Here is a 19,737-nt window from a genome sequence, read left to right as displayed (position 1 = left end):
GCCACCACGGCGTCGTGCCGCGGCAGGCCCCGACCCAACGAAAGAGGAGTCACCGATGGCACAGACCGAGCAGGAGATCCTGGCCGGCCTCGCCGAGATCATCAACGAGGAGACCGGGCTGGAGCCTTCCGAGGTGCAGCCGGAGAAGTCCTTCACCGAGGACCTCGACATCGACTCGCTGTCGATGATGACGATCGTCGTCAACGCCGAGGAGAAGTTCGACGTGCGCATCCCCGACGACGACGTGAAGAACCTCACGACCGTCGGCGACGCCGTCTCGTACATCAAGGGCGCGCAGGGCTGACCGTCCTCCTGACGTCACGGTGGGGTCGTCCAACGACGTGCGACCCCACCGTGCTCAGGCCCACCCGGATCACTCTCACCCGAGAAGTAGGAGTCCACCACCATGAGCGCTGACCAGCGCATCGTCGTCACCGGCATCGGCGCCACCACGCCCGTCGGCGGTACCGCGCCCGAGACCTGGGACGCGCTGCTCTCCGGCACCTCCGGTGCGCGCCCGATCGAGGCGGACTGGGTGTCCCGCTACGAGCTGCCCGTGACGTTCGCCGCGACCATCAAGCAGGACCCCGCCGAGGTGCTCGCGCGCGTCGAGACGCGACGGATGGACCCCTCGGCGCAGTTCGCGATGATCGCCTCGCGGGAGGCGTGGGCGGACGCCGGCAAGCCGGAGGTCGAGCCCGAGCGGCTGGGTGTCGCGATCGGCACCGGGATCGGCGGCGTGCACACGCTGCTGTCCCAGTACGACGTCCTCAAGGAGAAGGGGCCGCGCCGGGTCTACCCGCTGACGGTGCCCATGCTCATGCCGAACACCGCCTCCGGCAACGTCTCGCTGGAGCTGAAGGCGCGCGCGGGCGCCCACACGACGGTGTCCGCCTGCTCCTCCGGCGCCGAGGCCATGGGCTACGCCGCCGAGATGATCCGCCAGGGCCGGGCCGACGTCATGGTCGCGGGTGGCACCGAGGCGGCCATCCACCCGCTGACCGTGGCCGGCTTCGCCGCCATGCAGGCCCTGTCCACCCGCAACGACGACCCGGCCGCCGCCTCGCGTCCGTACGCCGCCGACCGCGACGGGTTCGTCATGGGCGAGGGCGCCGGGATCATCGTCCTGGAGTCCTACGAGCACGCGACGGCTCGCGGCGCGAAGATCTACGCCGAGCTCGCGAGCATCGGCATGTCCTCGGACGCCTACCACATCACCGCCGGCGAGCCGGAGGGCGAGGGCGCGGCGCGGGCGATGGGCGAGGCCATCACGCGGGCCGGACTGAGCCCGAAGGACATCGTCCACATCAACGCCCACGCGACGTCGACACCGGTCGGCGACATCGCCGAGGCGAACGCCATCCGGCGCGCGTTCGGCGACGCCGTGGACGGCGTCCCGGTCACCGCGACGAAGTCCATGACCGGCCACCTGCTCGGCGCGGCCGGCGCCCTGGAGACGGTCGTCACCATCCAGACGGTCCACGAGCGGCTCGTCCCGGCGACCATCAACCTGCAGCAGGTCGACCCCGAGATCCCGCTGGACGTCGTGACCGCCGACCACCGCAAGCTCCCGGACGGCGACATCGCTGCGCTGAACAACTCCTTCGGCTTCGGCGGCCACAACGTCGCCCTCGTCGTGAAGAGCGTGTGATGGCCTCCAACCAGCCCAGCGAGGCGTCGGCCCAGGCCTCGGCCGCGACCCGGCCGAAGGTCGACCGGGAGAACGACCCGCGCAACCCGCGCACGCGCCTGGAGACCTTCCTCGACGACGGCTCCGTGGAGCTGATCACCAAGTACGACGCCAGCGGCATGCTCGCGGCCAAGGGGACGGTCCGCGGGACGCCCGTCGTCGTCTTCGCCTCCGACGCCACCATCCAGGGCGGCGCGATGGGCCTGGACGGCTGCAAGGTCGTCGTGGCGGCGTACGAGCAGGCGCTCGCCGACGGGGTGCCGATCATCGGCCTGTGGCACTCCGGAGGCGCCCGGCTCGCCGAGGGCGTCGTCTCGCTGCACGCCGTGGGCGAGGTCTTCGCGATCATGACCCGCGCGTCCGGCAAGATCCCGCAGATCTCCGTGGTCATCGGCGCGGCCGCCGGTGGCGCGGCGTACGGTCCGGCGCTCACCGACATCGTGGTGCTCGGCCCGGACGGCCGCATCTTCGTCACCGGCCCGGACGTCGTCCGCTCGGTGACCGGCGAGAACGTCGACGCCCTGCGCCTGGGCGGCCCGGAGCCGCACGGCCGCCGCTCCGGCGTGGTCCACGTCGTCACCGAGACGACCGAGGAGGCGTACGGGCGCGGCCGTCAGCTGGCGACCCTGCTCGCCAGCCAGGGCGAGCTGAAGGTCGATGCCGTGCAGGACCGCGACCTCGCCGCGACGTTCCCCGAGTCGGCCAAGCGCGCGTACGACGTGCACCCGCTGGTCGAGAACGTCCTGGACGACCTGGACGACGCGATCGAGCTGCACCCTCGGTGGGCCCCGAACATCGTCACCACGCTCGGGCGCTTCGGTGGCCGGACGGTCGGGATCATCGCCAACAACCCGATGCGCCTCGGCGGCTGCCTGGACTCCCCGTCGGCGGAGAAGGCCGCGCGCTTCGTGCGGATGTGCGACGCATTCGGCGTCCCGCTGATCGTGCTCGTGGACGTGCCCGGCTACCTCCCCGGTGTCGGCCAGGAGTGGGACGGCGTCGTCCGGCGCGGCGCCAAGCTGCTGCACGCGTTCGCCGAGGCGACCGTTCCGCGGGTCACGCTGGTGACGCGGAAGACCTACGGCGGCGCGTACATCGCGATGAACTCCCGGTCGCTGGGCGCGACCAAGGTGTTCGCCTGGCCGAGTGCCGAGGTGGCGGTCATGGGCCATGTCGCCGCGGTCCGCATCCTGCACCGACGCCGGCTGGCCGAGGTGGACGAGGCGGAGCGGACGCACGTCGAGAACGAGCTCGCCGAGGAGCACGCACGGCTCGCCGGGGGCATCCCGCGGGCCGTCGAGATCGGCGTGATCGACCAGGTCGTCGAGCCGGACTCGACCCGTACCGCGCTCGCGCAGGCGATCGCCGACGCGCCGCAGCGCCGCGGCGACCACGGGAACATCCCGCTCTGAGGCGCGCTGCGTCCGACGCCGGACAACGAGGAACGACCGCGACAGCACGTCGCGGTCGTTCCTCGTTCCTCAGGTCGTGCCGGTGGCCTGACGTCGGTCAGGACACCCGGTGCAGCCAGCGGACCGTCGCTCCCTCACCGGCCACTCGGAAGGGCTCCAGCTCCTGGTCCCACGCGGTGCCGAGCAGCTCGGCCACCTCGGCCCGGAACAGCTCGGGGTCGCCCTGGGCGACGGCGAGCGCTGAGCGCAGCCGATCCTCGTTGACGATCGCGTCGCCACTCGCCGAGGTCCAGGTGTGGTGGATGCCCAGGTCGGGGGTGTGGGACCAGCGCGAGCCGTCGCAGCCCGAGCTCGGCTCCTCGGTCACCTCGTAGCGCAGGTGCTCCCACCCGCGCATCGCGCTCGCGATCCGCGCTCCGGTGCCCGGCTCGCCGGCCCACGACAGCTCACCGCGCACCATGCCGGGCGCGATCGGCTGCTTGGTCCACTCGATACGGACGGGCACCTCGAGCAGGGACTCCAGCGCCCAGCTGATGTGAGGGCACAACGCAGTGGACGTGGAGTGAACGAACACCACGCCTCGCGTGACGGCACGCGGCATCGCGACAGACATCCGGTCCTCCTTCGGCTGCGAGGGACGTCTTCCCCAACGACCTCGCGGCGCGGACCTGTGCTGTCACATGCGACTACCGCGTCACATCTTGCCTCACCGATCCCTCGAGCACCATCCCCCACGCGGGGATCGAAGAGATCAGCGCCGGCGCACCATGCCGGCGATGACGAACCCGAGCAGGACGGTCCCCGCGATGCCGGTGACCGCGAACCCTGGACCGAGTCTCAGCTCGCTGTGGTCGCCGTCGGTGCCGGTGACGACGCCGAGCGCCGCGATCCACAGCAGCCCGGCGAGCAGGCACAGGACGCCGGCGATGATCGGCATCGAGACGTGCGGGCGACCGAACGCGTAGGGCACGCCCAGCGCCACGACGAACAGGGCGACGACGAGGATGACCCCGCCCAGCCCGTCGCCCGTGCTGTCCGCCGCGGTCGCGTAGGTGCGCTCGGCGTCGCCGAGGGCGAAGGCGTTCCACGACTCACCGGTCCGGGGGTGCTTCGCGTACGGCAGCAGGAGCCCCAGGCAGGCCAGCAGCCCGGCGACGACCCAGCCCCACCCGATGCCGCGGACGGTCGAGCCGGCGCCGGCCCGCCGTGGCTGCGGACCGGAAGGCCAGGACCCCGGTCGGCCGTCCGGCCGTGCGCTCCAGGTGGCCGGCGCCGGCGACGTGGTCCAAGCAGCACTCCGCCCCGCCTGCCACGAGGTCCCGCCGACAGCGCTCGGAGCCGCCGGCCAGGACGCCGGGTGCGGCTGCGGGCCGCTCGTCGAGAGCCCCTCACGCATCTGTCGGGCGAGCTCCGCCGCTCCGCGCGGGCGGTGCTCGGGGTTCTTCGCCAGACCGCGCATGACCGCCTCGCGCAACCCCCAGGGGATCGTCGGTGGCAGGGGTGGCGGCGGCTCGTTCACGTGCTTCATCGCGAGGCTGACGGCGGAGTCGGCGTCGAAGGGCCGGCGGCCGGCGAGCATCTCGTACGCGACGACGGCGAGCGCGTACACGTCGGTCTGCGCGGTGACCGGCCGCCCGAGCGCGGCCTCCGGGGCGAGGTACTGGGCGGTCCCCATGACCTCGCCGGTCCGGGTGACCTTCGCCTCCCCGAGCGCGCGGGCGATGCCGAAGTCGGTCAGCTTCACCGCGCCGTGCTGGGTGATCAGGATGTTGGCCGGCTTGACGTCACGGTGGATGACCCCGGACTCGTGCGCCGCCGCCAGCGCCTCGGCCGCCTGGCCGAGCAGCCGGACGGCCTCGCCGGGCGCGAGGGGCGACGGGCGGTCGATGAGGTCGGCGAAGGACCGGCCGGCGACGTACTCCATCACCAGGTACGCGGTCCCGGCGCCCTCGCCGAAGTCGTACACCTGGGCGATGTGACTGTGGGTCAGCCCGGCGGCGATGCGGGCCTCGGTCCGGAAACGAGCGGCGAAGGCCGGGTCGTCCCCCAGCCCCGGTCGTACGACCTTGACGGCCACCGTGCGCGACAGGATGGCGTCCGTCGCCGTCCACACTTCGCCCATGCCGCCGCCCGCGATACGGGTCCGAAGGGTGTATCGCCCCCCGAGTACGTCTCCCTGCTGCGCTGCCACGCCCGTCCTCCCCGGCACGACCCGCCTCCGCGGATCGCCTTGTGCGCGCTGACGATATCGCCTCTCGGCCGTGACCGAGCCCGCCGTGCTGCCACCCGCCGACGGGAGGTCGGCACGGGCCCGCTCGGCACTCGTCAGCGGGTACCGTGACCGGGCCACCGCGAGGAAGGGACGACGTGTCGCGAGTACTCCTGCGCCATCCGCACATCCTGACCGGCGACTCGGACAGCCCGGTCGTCACCGGGCTGCTGCTCGAGGGTGAGTCGATCCTCGCCGTCGGCGACGCCGAAGCGCTGGGGGCCGAGGCCGGTCGGGTCGTGGACCTTCCGGGGACCACGGTGATGCCGGGCCTGTACGACGCGCACATCCACACCGCCAACCTCGCGCGCGACCTCGTCTCGGTCGACCTGCGCGGCGCACGGTCGCTGGAGGAGGCGCTCGACACCCTCGCCGTCCACGTCGCCGACCTGCCGCAGGACTCCTGGGTGTTCGGCGGCCGCTGGGACAGCAACAAGTGGGCCACTCGACGCCAGCCGGACCGGCACGACCTGGACCGCGTGGCGCCGGGGCGCAAGGTCGCGCTGCCCAGCATCGACGGGCACACGACGTGGGCCAGCACGGCGGCGCTCGAGGCCGCCGGGATCACCCGCGACTCCGCCGACCCGGTCGGAGGCCAGGTCGTGCGGGACGCCGACGGCGTACCCACGGGCATCCTGCGCGAGCAGGCCGCGATGCCGCTGCGGGCGATCATGGCCGACCCGACGTCGACGACGCTCGACGACGTGCTGGACGCCGCTCAGGACGCTCTGCTGTCGGTGGGCCTGACCAGCGTGCACGACATCGACGGCGAGGACTGCCGGGCGGCGTACCTGCGGCTGCGCGAGAGGGGCCGGCTCCGGCTGCGCGTGCACAAGGCCATCCCGGTCGACGCGCTGGAGGGGGCGGTCGCCGAGGGCCGACGCACGGGCGACGGCGACGACTGGTTCGGCACGGGTCCGGTCAAGCTCTTCAGCGACGGCGCGCTCGGCTCCCGGACGGCGTACCTCACGGTGCCGTACGCCGACGACCCGTCCAACCGCGGCATGCCGGTGATGGGTCCGGAGGCGCTGGACGCGACGGTGCGGCTGGCGACCGCGAACGGCATCGCCGTCGCGACGCACGCCATCGGCGACGCCGCGGCACGGACGGTCCTGGACACCTACGAGAAGGTGCTCGCCGACGGCGACCTCCCGCGCATGCCGAACGGTCTGCCCCTGCGGCTGCGGGTCGAGCACGCCCAGCACCTGCGGCCCGCGGACGTCGACCGGATGGCCCGCCTGGGCGTCGTCGCCTCGCTGCAGCCCACCCACTGCACCAGCGACATCGCGCTCGCCGACGAGCTGCTGGCCGGCCACGACATCGTGTCGTACGCGTGGTCGCAGCTGCTGCGAGCGGGCGCCTCCGTCGCGTTCGGCTCGGACGCACCCGTGGAGGAGCCGAACCCGTTCCACGGCCTGTACGCCGCCATCACCCGGCAACGCCCGGACGCCACCCCGGCCGGCGGCTGGCAGCCCGAGCAGCGGGTGTCGCTCGGCCAGGCCGTCGCGGGGTTCACGACCGGGGCGGCGTACGCCGCCGGTCAGGAGGGGCGCAAGGGCCGCCTCTCCCCCGGGCAGCTGGCGGACCTGATCTGCATCGACCGCGATCCGTACGCCGTCACGCCCGTCGAGCTGCGTGAGACGCAGGTGCTCGCGACCTACGTCGGCGGCGAGTGCCGCTGGGCGGCGCCGAACGCCTGATCGCTCAGTAGCCCCCCGTCACCGGCAGGACGGCTGCAGCCGGTTCCGGCGACCGGACCGTGCAACACGTAGGGCGGGTGGGGCTTGAACCCACGACCGACGGATTATGAGTCCGCTGCTCTGACCGGCTGAGCTACCGCCCCGGGAGCGCCCGAGGACGCACCGGGCGAGGCTACCCGTAGGAACCGGCGGCGTGCCGCCCAGGAGCCCTTCCCGCGCGCGATAGCAGGCTTCAGTCCGGTCACAGCACGCGATTCGACGGGCGCGCGGCGACGCCCGGACTATAGGGTCTGCGCATGAGCGACCCATCTGGTGCGACCCCGCAGGACACTCCGGGAGCCCCGGTCCCCGAGGACACTGCGGGAGTCCCGGAAGCGGCGAGCGTCCCGGCGCAGGCAGCGCCCGGCGAGCCCCTCGTCGTCATGAAGGGCGTCAACAAGCACTTCGGTGACCTGCACGTGCTGAAGGACATCGACCTGACCGTCCACCGCGGCGAGGTCGTGATCGTCATCGGCCCGTCGGGCTCCGGCAAGTCGACGCTGTGCCGCACGATCAACCGGCTGGAGACGTTCGAGTCCGGCTCGATCGAGATCGACGGCAAGCCGCTGCCCGAGGAGGGCGCCGACCTCGCCCGGCTGCGCGCCGACGTCGGCATGGTCTTCCAGTCCTTCAACCTGTTCGCCCACAAGACGATCCTGCAGAACGTCACGCTCGGGCCGATCAAGGTCCGCAAGCAGTCCAAGGAGGCCGCCGAGAAGCGCGCCATGGAGCTGCTGGCCCGGGTCGGTGTCGACCACCAGGCGTCCAAGTACCCCGCCCAGCTCTCCGGCGGGCAGCAGCAGCGCGTCGCCATCGCCCGGTCGCTGGCGATGGACCCCAAGGTGATGCTGTTCGACGAGCCGACCTCGGCGCTGGACCCGGAGATGATCACCGAGGTCCTCGACGTCATGACCTCCCTGGCCAAGGAGGGCATGACGATGGTCGTCGTCACCCACGAGATGGGCTTCGCCAACCGAGCGGCCGACCGTGTCGTGTTCATGTCCGACGGCGCCGTCCTCGAGCAGGGCACGCCCAAGGACTTCTTCACCAACCCTCAGACCGATCGCGCCAAGGACTTCCTCGGCAAGATCCTCACTCACTAGTAGGACCGATCAGGAGGAATGTCATGCAGATTCGCCGAATGAGTGCTGTGGCCGTCGTCGCGGCCGCCGCGCTCACGCTGGCCGCGTGCGGGGACGACAGCGGTGGCGGTTCCGGTGGTGGTGGCAAGGTCACCATCGGCATCAAGTTCGACCAGCCCGGTATCGGCCTGAAGCAGGGCGAGAAGTACTCCGGCCTGGACGTCGATGTCGCCAAGTACGTCGCCAAGGAGCTCGGCTACAAGGAGGGCGACATCACCTGGAAGGCCGCTCCGTCCAAGCAGCGCGAGCAGCTGATCAAGTCCGGCCAGGTCAAGATGGTCGTCGCGTCGTACTCGATCACCGACGAGCGCAAGAAGGAGGTCTCCTTCGCGGGGCCGTACTTCATCGCGCAGCAGGCGCTGCTGGTCAAGAAGGACAGCGGCATCACCGACCTGCAGGGACTGCAGGGCAAGAAGCTGTGCTCGGTGTCCGGCTCGACGTCGGCGACCAAGCTCAAGGCGAAGGTGCCCGGGGTCAACCTCCAGGAGTTCGACACCTACTCCAAGTGCGCCGAGGTGCTCGCCTCCGGCCGTATCGACGCCATGACCACCGACGACACGATCCTGTCGGGGTACGCCAACCAGGCCGCGTACAAGGGCAAGCTGCAGGTCGTGCCCGGTGTCGGTGGCGATGAGATCTACGGCATCGGCATCAAGAAGGGCGACACCGCCACCTGCAAGAAGATCAACGACGCGCTCAAGAAGATGGTTCAGGACGGCACCTGGAAGAAGGCCGTCGAGACCAACCTCGGCAGCGAGTACAAGATCGACTCCAGCAAGAACCCGCCGCAGCCGGCCGCCTGCTCCTGACGGAGCGTCGACCCGGGCCGACACCGCACGTCGGCCCGGGTCCCGCTCGTCACCTGACCTCCCGAGGAGGCCCATGTCCACCCTGTTCGACCAGTTCGACGTCTGGGGCGCGTTCTGGATGACGATCAAGCTCACGGTGCTCGCCGCGGTGTTCTCGCTGGTGATCGGCACGGTCGTCGCGATCATGCGCCTCTCCCCCGTGCCGGTCCTGCGCTTCCTCGGGACGTCGTACGTCAACGTCTTCCGCAACACCCCGCTGACGCTGATCGTGTTCTTCTCCCTGATCGGCCTGTGGCAGACCCTCGGGATCGAGCTGTCCGCGCAGCTGTCGGTCAACGCATTCCGCTTCGCGGTCATCGGCCTGTCGGTCTACCACGCCGCCTTCGTCTGCGAGGCGCTGCGCTCGGGTGTGAACACCATCCCCCTGGGCCAGGCCGAGGCGGCCCGCTCCATCGGGCTCACCTTCGGCCAGAGCCTGCGCGAGATCATCCTTCCCCAGGCCTTCCGGGGCGCGATCACGCCGCTCGGCAACACCCTGATCGCGCTCGCGAAGAACACCACGGTCGTCGTCACCATCGGTGTCGCCGAGACCGCCTACCTGATGAGCAAGGTGAACGAGGACGCCGCCGACCAGCTGACCAACGTGTTCATCCTCTCGGCCGTCTTCTTCGTCGTGCTGACCATCCCGATCGGCCTGCTGACCGGCCGACTCTCCAAGAAGCTGGCGGTGAAGCGATGAGTGCGGGCGTCCTGTTCGACGCACCCGGTCCGAAGGCGAAGGTCCGCCACCGGCTGCTCGGTGGTCTCGGGCTGCTGCTGATCGCCGCGATCGTCGCCCTCATCGGCTGGAAGTTCCAGCAGCAGGGCCAGTTCGCCTCGGCCAAGTGGAAGCCCTTCACCCAGAGCGAGATCTGGAACTCCTACCTGCTCCCTGGCCTGCAGGGCACCCTGAAGGCGGCGGCGATCAGCATCGTGTTCGCGGGCGTCCTCGGCGGCCTGCTCGCGCTGGCCCGGATGTCGAGCGTCCGACCGCTGCGCTGGGTCGCGAGCGTCATCGTGGAGTTCTTCCGCGCCGTCCCGGTGCTGCTGATGATGATCTTCTCGTTCGGCATGTACGTGCAGTACAACGTCTTCCCGGACGCCCAGCGACCGCTCGCGGCCGTCGTGACCGGCCTGACGCTCTACAACGCCTCCGTGATCTGCGAGGTCATCCGGTCCGGCGTCGACCAGCTGCCCAGCGGGCAGCGCGAGGCGGGTCTGTCCGTCGGCCTGAGCGAGAGCCAGGCGCTGCGGACGATCCTGCTGCCGCAGGCGATCACCGCGATGCTGCCGAGCCTGGTGAGCCAGCTGGTGGTCGTGCTGAAGGACACCGCGCTCGGCTACAACGTGCTCTTCAACGAGCTGCTGTACGCCGGCAACAACGCCTCCAGCAACTACAGCAACCTGGTCCCGGTCATCCTCGTCATCGCGGTGATCTACATCGTCATCAACTACGCGCTGACCAAGCTGGCCGTCTGGATCGAGCGGCGGCTGGCCCGACGCGGCCGTACGGTCGCGGGGCCGGATGCGATGGCCGGCGGTGGCCTCGGTGGCAGTGCGACCGGACCGGACCTGTCGAAGAACACTCAGGCGGCCTGACCGAGAGATGAAGCTCCTCGCCGCCGTGCTGGGTATAGGCTAGATCATTAGCCTTTATTCTGACGAGAAGAGCTTCATCGATGGCTCACTGGGAACGCGTCAGGATCGACCCGGACTTCACGGGCGTGAGCAGCCGGGAGCGCCGCGGTGGAAGCTACCTGCGCTACCACCCTGACCCGCTGGTCTCCGGCCTGCAGCTGCTGAGCACCGACGCACTCGAGTACGCCTACGACTCCTCGAGCGCAGTGGCCGTGCTGGGTGAGCGTCTCCGGGCGCGACCGCTGCCGCTGCTGTATGCCGCCCTGATCCGCTCGGAGAGCATCGCTTCGTCCTGGGTGGAGGGTGAGCGTGAGACGCCGCGCAACATCATGCTGGCCCGCCTGGATCACGACAGAGCGACCCCGCAGGGGCGCAGCGTCGCTCGCAACATCGATGCGATGAGCGCTGCCATCGCTAGGTTGGACGGCATCTGGCAGCACGAGGACATCCACCAGATCCACGCCACTCTGCTGCCGAGCCTCTCCGCCGGCGGCTACCGCCACGAACAGGTGTTCATCGGCGGCCGCTCGGCACTCAGCGCGCAGTACGTCCCGCCACCGTTCCAGACCGTGCCGAGCTGCATGGACGACTTCTTGGCATATGTGAATCGCGGGGGCGACAACCCCCTGCTGACAGCGGTGCTGGCGCACGCTCAGTTCGAGACCATCCATCCCTACACCGACGGGAACGGCCGCGTCGGGCGAGCGCTGTTCCACGGCGTCCTGCACCGAGCAGGCGTCGTCACCGGCGGGGTCCTCCCGTTGTCGCTGGCGCTCGCGAAGGACACGTCCGCCTACGTCGATGCGCTCACGACGTACCGGCACGACGGTGACCGCATCGAGGACCGCCGCGCTGCGGTCTCGCGCTACACCGAGACGATGCTCGACTTCGTGAACGTCTCGGTCGCCATCACGCACGACGTCGCGGAACGGGTCGACCGGGTGTGGGACGACTGGACCGGGGCGGTGTCCCGCTTTCGCGCAGACTCCTCGGTTCACCGAGCGGTCGACATCCTGATCCAGCAGCCGGTCGTCACCACCTCGTACCTGCAGCGCGAGCTGGGTGTGACCAAGATGGCGGCCCACACCTGCGTGAACGCGCTCGTCGAGGCGGGGGTGCTCACACCCTCCGGCGGCAAGCTGAAACGGGCCCATCTGTACCAGGCCGACGCGGTGCTGGACATCCTCCAGCTGAGCGGTTCTGGTGCGAATCCGTCGACACCATGAAAGAAGCCCCCTGACCAGGCAGTCTGCCTGGTCAGGGGGCTTCTTCTCTGGCTCCCCCGGTTGGACTCGAACCAACAACCCTCCGGTTAACAGCCGAATGCTCTGCCAGTTGAGCTACAGGGGAAGGTGCGTCTCGCTGAGGCGCGACGGCAACAATAGCAAAGGGTGGGGCCACCCATGAAACCGAGTCGGAAGCCCCCGGCGACGGCCCGGATCAGAGGCCGACCTGCTCCTCCAGCCGCGCCGTCGCGCGCTCCACGGCCGCCCGTACGACGGGGTCGTCGGCGCGCGTACCGCGCCCGAGAACGGGCTGGACGAGCAGCTGCTGGGTGCTCAGGTCCTTGCGCAGGACGACGCGGCCGGCACGACCCGCGCCGGTCAGTCCGAGCGGCTCGGTGACGACGACGGTCGCCTCGACGCGCTCACGGAAGGCCTGCAGGAGCCGGGTGTCCTGGTCGCGGAAGGTCCACTGACCCGGACGTGCCTTGTCCACCCAGGTCACCGAGAGCGTCCAGGTGTCGGCGTTCCACTGTCCGGCGTCCACCAGGTGCCACGGGCGCCGGGTCGTCACCTGCCCGGCGGGCCCGACGACGACCAGGTGCGTCGTGGTGGCGACGACCGTCGCGTCGGTGTTGTCGTCCGTGGCGGAGGCGACGACCCGCTCGCCACGATCGAGCTCGAGCGCCTCGCGCACGTCCTCGGGCAGAGCGTTCGAGCGTCGGAGCTGGGGAAGCCTCACCGGCCACTCCGTGAGGTCGGGCGGGACGGGGTCGGACGATCAGCCGGCATGCGGCAACGGTACCCGCGGGTCAGGTCATGCTCGCCCGGAGGCGGGCCAGCCGGACCTGCATCTCGTTCAGGGTGTGCGACACCTGGCGCGCCCGCTCGGGCTCGTTGCCGTCGAGGCGGCGCAGCATGCTCATCGCGTCCGAGATCTGCCGGTTCAGCCCGACCTCCTCGACCCGGACGACCAACGACGCCAGGTAGCGGCCGTCAGGTCGGCCGGTGCTGGGGTCGAGGCGGGTCGGCAGCGGGGCGACGGCGAGCTCGCGCACCAGCGGCGTCACGACGGACGCCGCGGCCTCGGTGACGGCCTGGGCCCAGCCCGCAGTGGTGCGGTCCCCCGGGGGCGCGGCCTGGGCGATCCCGTCGTAGACCGCGCCGTGCGCGGGCGCGGAGAACCCCTGCGGGGACAGCGCGGCCAGCTGGTCGGCGGTGAACGCGGACGGGAACTGCAGGATCGCCTGCAGCAGCTGGCGCTCCAGCGCGACGACGGGATCGCGCAGGTCAGGCCGTTCCAGGATCGGCTGGATCGGGCCCGCGTCGACGGCCTCGCCGTCCGTCGCGGGACGGCGCGAAGCGGTGGGCTCGGTACGCGGCGCGCGGGCCGCCCGGGCGACCTCGGTCGAGAGCTGCTCGACGTCGACGCCCAGCCAGCCGGCGACGTCCCGGGTGTACATCGGGCGCAGCGCCTTGTCCCGGATCTCGGCGATGATCGGCGCCACCGCGCGCATCGCGCGCACCCGGGACTCGGCGTGGTCGAGGTCGAACCGCGCGATCGTCGTCCGGACCGCGAACTCGAACATCGGCACCGCGTCGTCGACCAGGTGCTGCACCGCAGCGTCCCCGGAGGACTTGCGCAGGTCGCACGGGTCCTGACCACCCGGGGCGACCGCGACGAACGACTGCGAGGCCCAGCGCTGATCCTCCTTGAACGCCTTCATCGCGGCGGCCTGACCGGCGGCGTCGCCGTCGAAGGTGAACACCACGCGCGCGGAGTCCTGGTCCGCCTCGTCGCGCAGGATGCGCCGCAGCGTCTTGATGTGGTCGACGCCGAACGCGGTGCCACAGGTCGCGACTGCCTGCTCCACCCCGGCGAGGTGACAGGCCATCACGTCGGTGTAGCCCTCGACGACGACGGCCCGACGCTCCTTGGCGATGGACCGCTTGGCCAGGTCGAGGCCGTACAGCACGTGGGTCTTCTTGTAGATCGGCGTCTCGGAGGTGTTGAGGTACTTCGCCTCGATGCGGTCGTCGTCGTACAGCCGGCGCGCGCCGAAGCCGATGGTGTCGCCGGTGATGTCGCGGATCGGCCAGACGAGCCGGCCGCGGAAACGGTCGAGCAGCCCGCGTTGGCCGCGTCCGGCCAGACCGCCGAGGACAATCTCGTCGGCCGAGAACCCTTTGCCACGAAGGTGATTCGCCAGATGGTCGAACCCCTTGGGTGCGTAGCCCACCCCGAACGTCTCGGCCGCCGCACGGTCGAAGCCGCGGTCGTGCAGGAAGCGGCGAGCGACGGCGGCCTCACCGGAGTCGACCAGGGCGGTGGCGAAGAACTCCGCGGCCACCCGGTGAGCCTCGACCAGGCGCGAGCGCCGCCCGATCGACTCCTCCTTCGGGCGTGGGCCGTCCTCGTAGTGCAGCTCGACACCGGCCTTGGCCGCGAGCCGCTCGACGGCCTCACCGAAGGAGAGGTGCTCGACCTTCATCACGAACTCGATGAGGTCGCCGCTCTCGCCGCAGCCGAAGCAGTGGTACGCCCCGACGGCCGGCCTGATGTTGAACGACGGCGTCTTCTCGTCGTGGAACGGGCACAGCCCCTTGAGCGACCCCGGACCCGCCGCGCGCAGCGTGACGTGCTCGCGGACGACGTCCTCGAGGGAGGCACGCTCCTTGACCAGCGCGATGTCGTCGGGCTTGATGCGACCGGCCACGGCTCTCCCTTCGGTGTCGCCCGAGTCTAGGTCGTGCGCGCCGAGGGCCTCCGGCCGGCTGTGGACGACCGCCGGCGCGGATGCTCAGAACCGGAACGTCGTCTGGCTGTGCGGCCTCTTGCCGAAGGCGATGACCTTCGCCGGGGGGACGACGTACACCCATGGGCGGCTGCCCGGCTGCTCGCCATCGTCGTGGAATCCCTCGTCGTCGGCCTGCCAGGCCCATTGGTCGCCGTACTTGTCCCGCCAGGCCGCGGCCAGCAGGGCGAGCCGCTCGCGACCTCTCACGCGCTCGGCTCGGCCCTCGACGACGACGTCGGTGCCCTCCGTCCAGGTGTTGGCGCCCGTGGTCACCGAGACATCGGCGCGGTGCTCCAGGTTCGCGTGCTTCTGCTCGCCCGTACCCGTGCAGAACGAGAAGGCGCCCTGCGCCCAGACACCGACCAGCGGACAGGTGTGCGGCCTCCCGTCCGAGCGCACGGTGGTGAGCCAGTACAGCTCGGCCGAGGTGAGCAGCGACACGACCTCGGGCCAGCCGAGTGCGTGCGCCACCGGGTCGGAGAAGCGGGTGTCGAGCGACCCGCGCGGGCTCGTCATCCCGCGACAGTAGCGCCGTACCCGGACACGGTCAGGGCGTCAGCCGTTCGAGGACCTCCGCCGCGGGGGCCGCTGTCGCCTGCCGCCACCTGGTCCCCGCCCACAGGTTGACGAGATGGAAGTCCTCGACGGCGGCCGCGGCCGCCCGCATCGGCTTGGTGAGCTGGTCCACGACCGGGAACACCGAGGGCGCGTACGCGTCGAGCTCGTCCACGAACGCGTTGCGCACCCCGCGCCCGGGCCGCCCCGAGAAGGCCCGCGTCACGACCGACCGGCTCAGCGACGGCTCGGTCAGACCGGCGCGATGAGTGGCGCTCGTCCCGGCCTCCGGCGTCAGCAGCAACGCCGTGCCGACCTGGACCGCCGCCGCGCCCAGCCCGAGCGCACGCCGGACGTCCTGGGCGTCCGCGATCCCGCCCGCGGCGACGAGCGGGACCGAGGTGACGCTGCGGACCTCGCGCAGCAGGTCGAGATGGGACAGGTCGTTCGGGATGGCGTCGACCCGGTGGGTGCTGCGATGGCCACCCGCCTGGGCGCCCTGGATGCACAAGGCGTCGGCGCCCTCCCGGACGGCGGCGAGCGCCTCGTCGGCGTCGGTCACCGTGACCACCACCTGGCTGCCCACCGCCCGCAGCCGACGCACGACCTGCGCGCCCGGGCAGCCGAAGGTGAAGCTCACCGTGTCGACGGCGGCCTCCTCCAGCAGCGCGATCTTGGCCTCGAACCCGTCGGTGTCGTCCCAGCGCGGCTCCGGCACGTCGGCGCCCAGCCGCAGGGCGATCGGGGTCAGTCGCCGGCGGTAGGCCTCCACGGCAGCGCGGTCGATCCGCGGGTCGGGGTGCGCCGGCACGAAGACGTTGACGCCGATCGGCCGGTCGGTGAGCGATCTCGTCCGCTCGATCTGCTGCCGGACGGCCTCGACGGTCACGTAGCCCGCCGCCAGCTGGCCCATACCGCCCGCGGCGTTCACCGCGGCCACCAGCTCCGGCGTCGACGGCCCGCCCGCCATGGGGGCTGCGATCACGGGTCGTTGCAACCGGGTGACGTCCACGCGCTCGAGCCTAGGACCAGGTGCGCGCCAACGTGATCGCCCGTCCGTCGGTCAGCGAGGCGATCTGGTCGGTGATCACCCGCAGGCGCGCCGCGTCGCCCTCGGCGGCGGCGAAGTCGGCCGCGTACAAGGGGTCGAGCCGCTCGGGACGGTCGCCGTAGGCGCGGAACAACGACCCGACCATCTCGCGCTGCTCGGCGTGCAGCTGCTGCCGGTCCTCGGTCATCAGCACGAAGCGGGCCGCGACTCCCTTCAGCACCGCGCACTCGCCGCGGACCTCGTCGGGCACCACGACCTCCGCCCCGTGCCGGGTCAGCGGGCCGTCACCGTGCCGGTCCCGGGTCGCGGTCTCGACCGTGTGGACGAAGTGCCCGATCAGCCGGCTGGTGGTGTCCTTCAGCGCGGCCAGGCTTGTCCGGGTGCCGTCGTGGTCGGCCGGCATCCCGCCGGCCGTCAGGACGCGGGTGAGGGCGTCGGCGAGCATCGCGACGTCGAGGTCGGGGGCGTACAGGCGCTGGGTGACGGAGGCGACCTCCTCGGTGACCTCGCGGGACCGCAGCGCACGCAGGTCGACCAGTCCGGCCGCGACCGCGTCCTCGACGTCGTGCACGGAGTACGCGACGTCGTCCGACCAGTCCATCACCTGCGCCTCGACGCAGAGCCGCGTCGGGGCGTCGGCGGGCACGCCCTCCCGGACCCACTCGAACACGGGAGCGTCGTCGTCGTACACGCCGAACTTCACTGTGGGCCAGGGGGACTCGCCCCGCCGCCACGGGTACTTGATCGACGCGTCCAGGCTGGCCCGGGTGAGGTTCAGGCCGGCGGACCGGCCGTCCGGGTGGGCGCGCTTGGCCTCCAGCCGGGTGAGCAGCCGAAGGGTCTGGGCGTTCCCCTCGAACCCGCCGATGCCCGCCGCCAGCTCGTTCAGCGCGGTCTCGCCGTTGTGCCCGAACGGCGGGTGACCGAGGTCGTGCGCGAGGCAGGCGGTGTCGACGACGTCGGCACTGCACCCGAGCGCCGCCCCGAACTCCCGCCCGATCTGGGCGACCTCCAGGGAGTGGGTGAGCCGGTTGCGGACGAAGTCGTCGCCGGTCGGCTGGTGCATCTGCGTCTTCTGGGACAGCCGGCGCAGCGCGGCCGAGTGCAGCAGCCGGGCCCGGTCCCGAGCGAAGTCGTCCCGGTCGGCTCGTTTGGTCGCCGGGTCCTCCCCGACCCACCGCTCGCGCGAGCGGCTGTCGTACGGATCGGTCATCGAACGCTCGGACGCAACGCACGGACGGACGCCGACCACGTGCGGACCGGAGCGTCGACGTACCCACCGGACGCCAGGCCGGCGTGCCGCTCGAAGAGGTTGCGCGCCGCGCGGTCCCCGGTCCGCAGCGCCGACCATCCCATCGCCGCGAGATAGAGCGGGATGAACGGCAGGCCGCCGCACCAGACGTACTGCCAGGAGTGGCGTTCCTCGTGCGCGAGGAGGTCGGGGTACTGCTCGACCCGGACGGTCCAGTCGTGGCGCGTGATGAGCACGTTGCCGACGGTGAAGGCGCCGGCGATCGGGAAGCCGTACGCGTACCGGTCGGCCAGCCACAGACCGCGCGGCCCCTGCCGGACCCGGCTGTGCCCGAGGGCGGCCACCGCGAGGCCGAAGAGCGTGGACCCGTTCGCCCAGTTCAGCGCGGAACGCACCCGTTGCCCACTGGTCAGCCGCTCACTCGGGAGCAGCGTGGCCGTCATCCGTGCGCCTCCCTCACCCCGCGGATCAGGTCGCTCGCCCAGGCCGAGATCCAGCTGGTCCGCTGGTCGGCCCACGCCTCGATCACCGGGTCCGCCGGGTAGAGCACTGCGTCCTCGGAGGGCGTCGCCAAGGCCAGGTCGGTGCCCTCGGCGTCGGTCACCACGCGCCACTCCAGGACGCTGTTGCGCACGATGTGCTCCCCCATCGCCAGACCGATCATCGTGCACACCGCCGTCGGGTCCTCGCGGTCGTCCGGGTCGGTCGCGAGCACCCGCGCGACGTACCCGTCGTACGCGCGGTCGATGGAGCCGAGGTCGTCGGGGTCGATGTCCCACGACCGCGCGTCGTTGAGCCACTCGTGCAGAGTCCGCCGCTCCGCGTCGCCGAGCGGGCTGATGCGGATGTCCTCGTCGGGCACGTCAGCCGGCGTTCTGGTAGCGCTCGGCGGAGCGCGCGCGCCGCTTGGCCGCCTCGACCTCACGGTCCTTCGGCGGCGCCGCGCTGACCAGGGAGTCGACCAGCTCGCGCGTCGCCGCGGTGACCGCCGCGACGGCCCGGTCGAACGCCTCCTGATTGGCCTGCGAGGGCTTGGTGGCGCCGCTGATCTTGCGGACGTACTGCAGCGCGGCGTCGTGCACCTCGTCGTCGGTCGCAGGGGGAGCGAAGTTGTTCAGCGGACGAATGTTCCGGCACATGTCTGCAGCCTGGCACAACCGGCCGGAAACGGGCAGGTGGCGGCCCGCTGCTCGGCCCTCCCGCTGCGGCTGCCCCGCGCCTACGATCGACGCATGACGCGACCCTGCAGCCCGCTCGTGTCGGCCGAGCAGCTGGCGACCCGGATGGACGACGGCGAGCCGCTGGTCGTGCTCGATGTCAGCTGGCAGCTCGGCGCACCATCCCAGCGGCCGCTGTACGACGCGGCCCACCTGCCGGGCGCCGCGTGGGTGGACTTCGAGGAGGCCCTGTCCGCGCAGCCGGGCGACGGCGGCCGGCACCCGATGCCGGACATCGCGGTGTTCCAGGCGGCCATGCGCGCCGCGGGGGTCGACAACGAGAGCCCCGTCGTGGTCTACGACCGCTCGAGCTCCCTGGCCGCCAGCCGGTGCTGGTGGCTGCTGGAGTACTGCGCGCACGAGCGGGTCCAGGTGCTCGACGGCGGCTTCGGGCGCTGGAGTGCCCTCGGGCTGCCGGTGAGCGACGAGGCGGTGCGACCGCGTCCGGGCAACTTCGTCGCCACCCCGCCGGGCCGGGACGTGCTGGACGCCGACGGCGCGGCCGAGTACGCCGACCGCGCCGTGCTGCTGGACGCCCGGCCGGCCGACCGCTTCCGCGGTGAGAACGAGACGATCGACCCGGTCGCCGGCCACATCCCGGGTGCGGTCAGTGCACCCGCCCTGGCCAACCTGCAGGAGGACGGCCGGTTCCTGCCCGCGGACGACCTGGCGATGCGCTTCACCTCACGCGGTGTCACGCCTCACTGCGAGGTCGGCGTCTACTGCGGGTCCGGGGTCCAGGCCATGCACACGGCGCTGGCGCTGGACGCCTCCGGGCTCGGCACCCGCAGCGCGGTGTACGTGGGTTCCTGGTCGCACTGGATCACCGACCCCGACCGCGCGGTCGCCGCGGGGACGCCGGAGCCGGCTCCCGGAGCCTGAGGGCTGCGGCTCCCCGCGCTG

General features: G+C 71.6%; 20 protein-coding genes and 2 tRNA genes. 10 read left to right on the top strand and 12 right to left on the bottom strand.

Features of this window, described 5'->3' with window-relative positions; translation table 11 throughout:
* Nucleotides 1-55 precede the first annotated feature (55 nt).
* The 3 genes from P4R38_RS04035 (at nt 56) to P4R38_RS04025 (ending at nt 3,102) form a co-directional block, all read left to right on the top strand.
* Nucleotides 56-304 carry an acyl carrier protein gene (locus tag P4R38_RS04035; RefSeq protein WP_275240329.1) on the top strand — a complete coding sequence of 83 codons (249 nt, stop codon included), beginning with the start codon at nt 56-58 and terminating at the stop codon, nt 302-304.
* 102 nt (nt 305-406) lie between these two features.
* Nucleotides 407-1,651, top strand: a complete 1,245-nt coding sequence (fabF, locus tag P4R38_RS04030) for a beta-ketoacyl-ACP synthase II (RefSeq protein ID WP_277191145.1) — start codon at nt 407-409, stop codon at nt 1,649-1,651.
* Nucleotides 1,651-3,102 (top strand): acyl-CoA carboxylase subunit beta, encoded by a 1,452-nt coding sequence (locus P4R38_RS04025; RefSeq protein ID WP_277191144.1) that lies wholly within the window; start codon nt 1,651-1,653, stop codon nt 3,100-3,102. Before fabF ends, P4R38_RS04025 begins: the two co-directional genes overlap by 1 nt.
* 97 nt (nt 3,103-3,199) lie before the next feature.
* Here P4R38_RS04025 and P4R38_RS04020 read toward each other — a convergent pair whose 3' ends face one another.
* The gene (locus tag P4R38_RS04020; protein ID WP_275240334.1) at nt 3,200-3,715 is read right to left on the bottom strand and encodes a DUF3145 domain-containing protein; all 516 of its coding nucleotides are present in this window, start codon (nt 3,713-3,715) and stop codon (nt 3,200-3,202) included.
* Nucleotides 3,716-3,853: 138 nt separating this feature from the next.
* Complete coding sequence (locus P4R38_RS04015; protein ID WP_277191143.1) at nt 3,854-5,293, bottom strand: protein kinase domain-containing protein; 1,440 nt, start codon at nt 5,291-5,293, stop codon at nt 3,854-3,856.
* Between the two features lie 176 nt (nt 5,294-5,469).
* On the opposite strand from P4R38_RS04015, the gene P4R38_RS04010 reads away from it, so the two are divergent.
* Nucleotides 5,470-7,071 (top strand): amidohydrolase, encoded by a 1,602-nt coding sequence (locus tag P4R38_RS04010; RefSeq protein WP_277191142.1) that lies wholly within the window; start codon nt 5,470-5,472, stop codon nt 7,069-7,071.
* Between the two features lie 69 nt (nt 7,072-7,140).
* Here the strand turns inward: P4R38_RS04010 and P4R38_RS04005 are convergent.
* A tRNA-Ile gene (locus P4R38_RS04005) sits at nt 7,141-7,214 on the bottom strand.
* 279 nt (nt 7,215-7,493) lie between these two features.
* On the opposite strand from P4R38_RS04005, the gene P4R38_RS04000 reads away from it, so the two are divergent.
* The 5 genes from P4R38_RS04000 (at nt 7,494) to P4R38_RS03980 (ending at nt 11,964) form a co-directional block, all read left to right on the top strand.
* Nucleotides 7,494-8,213, top strand: a complete 720-nt coding sequence (locus P4R38_RS04000) for an amino acid ABC transporter ATP-binding protein (protein WP_277191210.1) — start codon at nt 7,494-7,496, stop codon at nt 8,211-8,213.
* A gap of 38 nt (nt 8,214-8,251) precedes the next feature.
* On the top strand, nt 8,252-9,061 hold the full coding sequence (locus tag P4R38_RS03995) for a glutamate ABC transporter substrate-binding protein (RefSeq protein ID WP_277191141.1): 810 nt from the start codon (nt 8,252-8,254) through the stop codon (nt 9,059-9,061).
* 73 nt (nt 9,062-9,134) lie between these two features.
* A complete protein-coding gene (locus P4R38_RS03990) occupies nt 9,135-9,800 on the top strand; it encodes an amino acid ABC transporter permease (protein ID WP_275240343.1) in 666 nt (221 codons plus the stop codon).
* On the top strand, nt 9,797-10,699 hold the full coding sequence (locus P4R38_RS03985) for an amino acid ABC transporter permease (protein ID WP_277191140.1): 903 nt from the start codon (nt 9,797-9,799) through the stop codon (nt 10,697-10,699). Before P4R38_RS03990 ends, P4R38_RS03985 begins: the two co-directional genes overlap by 4 nt.
* 80 nt (nt 10,700-10,779) lie before the next feature.
* Nucleotides 10,780-11,964, top strand: coding sequence for a Fic family protein (locus tag P4R38_RS03980; RefSeq protein ID WP_277191139.1), 1,185 nt, complete (start codon nt 10,780-10,782; stop codon nt 11,962-11,964).
* Nucleotides 11,965-12,012: 48 nt separating this feature from the next.
* On the opposite strand, the gene P4R38_RS03975 is transcribed toward P4R38_RS03980, so the two are convergent.
* The 9 genes from P4R38_RS03975 to P4R38_RS03935 all read right to left on the bottom strand — a co-directional run bounded on the left by P4R38_RS03975 (nt 12,013) and on the right by P4R38_RS03935 (nt 18,756).
* Nucleotides 12,013-12,088: transfer RNA gene (locus P4R38_RS03975), tRNA-Asn, on the bottom strand.
* 90 nt (nt 12,089-12,178) lie between these two features.
* Nucleotides 12,179-12,703: a hypothetical protein gene (locus tag P4R38_RS03970; protein ID WP_277191138.1), complete on the bottom strand. Its 525-nt coding sequence runs from the start codon at nt 12,701-12,703 to the stop codon at nt 12,179-12,181.
* 70 nt (nt 12,704-12,773) lie between these two features.
* Nucleotides 12,774-14,678, bottom strand: coding sequence for a DNA primase (gene dnaG / locus P4R38_RS03965; RefSeq protein WP_277191137.1), 1,905 nt, complete (start codon nt 14,676-14,678; stop codon nt 12,774-12,776).
* An 84-nt stretch (nt 14,679-14,762) separates the two neighbouring features.
* Entirely contained in the window at nt 14,763-15,275 is a 513-nt protein-coding gene (locus tag P4R38_RS03960) for a pyridoxamine 5'-phosphate oxidase family protein (RefSeq protein WP_277191136.1), read from the bottom strand.
* A gap of 31 nt (nt 15,276-15,306) precedes the next feature.
* Nucleotides 15,307-16,326, bottom strand: coding sequence for an NAD(P)H-dependent flavin oxidoreductase (locus P4R38_RS03955; protein WP_277191135.1), 1,020 nt, complete (start codon nt 16,324-16,326; stop codon nt 15,307-15,309).
* 10 nt (nt 16,327-16,336) lie between these two features.
* The gene (locus P4R38_RS03950; RefSeq protein ID WP_277191134.1) at nt 16,337-17,578 is read right to left on the bottom strand and encodes a deoxyguanosinetriphosphate triphosphohydrolase; all 1,242 of its coding nucleotides are present in this window, start codon (nt 17,576-17,578) and stop codon (nt 16,337-16,339) included.
* Entirely contained in the window at nt 17,575-18,060 is a 486-nt protein-coding gene (locus P4R38_RS03945; protein ID WP_275240364.1) for a hypothetical protein, read from the bottom strand. Before P4R38_RS03945 ends, P4R38_RS03950 begins: the two co-directional genes overlap by 4 nt.
* Nucleotides 18,057-18,479, bottom strand: coding sequence for a DUF3806 domain-containing protein (locus tag P4R38_RS03940; RefSeq protein ID WP_275240366.1), 423 nt, complete (start codon nt 18,477-18,479; stop codon nt 18,057-18,059). Before P4R38_RS03940 ends, P4R38_RS03945 begins: the two co-directional genes overlap by 4 nt.
* A gap of 1 nt (nt 18,480) precedes the next feature.
* Nucleotides 18,481-18,756 carry a DUF2277 domain-containing protein gene (locus P4R38_RS03935; RefSeq protein WP_275240367.1) on the bottom strand — a complete coding sequence of 92 codons (276 nt, stop codon included), beginning with the start codon at nt 18,754-18,756 and terminating at the stop codon, nt 18,481-18,483.
* A 93-nt stretch (nt 18,757-18,849) separates the two neighbouring features.
* On the opposite strand from P4R38_RS03935, the gene P4R38_RS03930 reads away from it, so the two are divergent.
* Nucleotides 18,850-19,716: a sulfurtransferase gene (locus P4R38_RS03930; protein WP_277191133.1), complete on the top strand. Its 867-nt coding sequence runs from the start codon at nt 18,850-18,852 to the stop codon at nt 19,714-19,716.
* Nucleotides 19,717-19,737: the final 21 nt, after the last annotated feature.

Origin of the sequence: Luteipulveratus flavus (genome assembly GCF_029439465.1) — a bacterium.
In the GTDB taxonomy this organism is placed as follows: domain Bacteria; phylum Actinomycetota; class Actinomycetes; order Actinomycetales; family Dermatophilaceae; genus Luteipulveratus; species Luteipulveratus flavus.
This window is presented reverse-complemented; position numbering and strand designations above follow the sequence as displayed.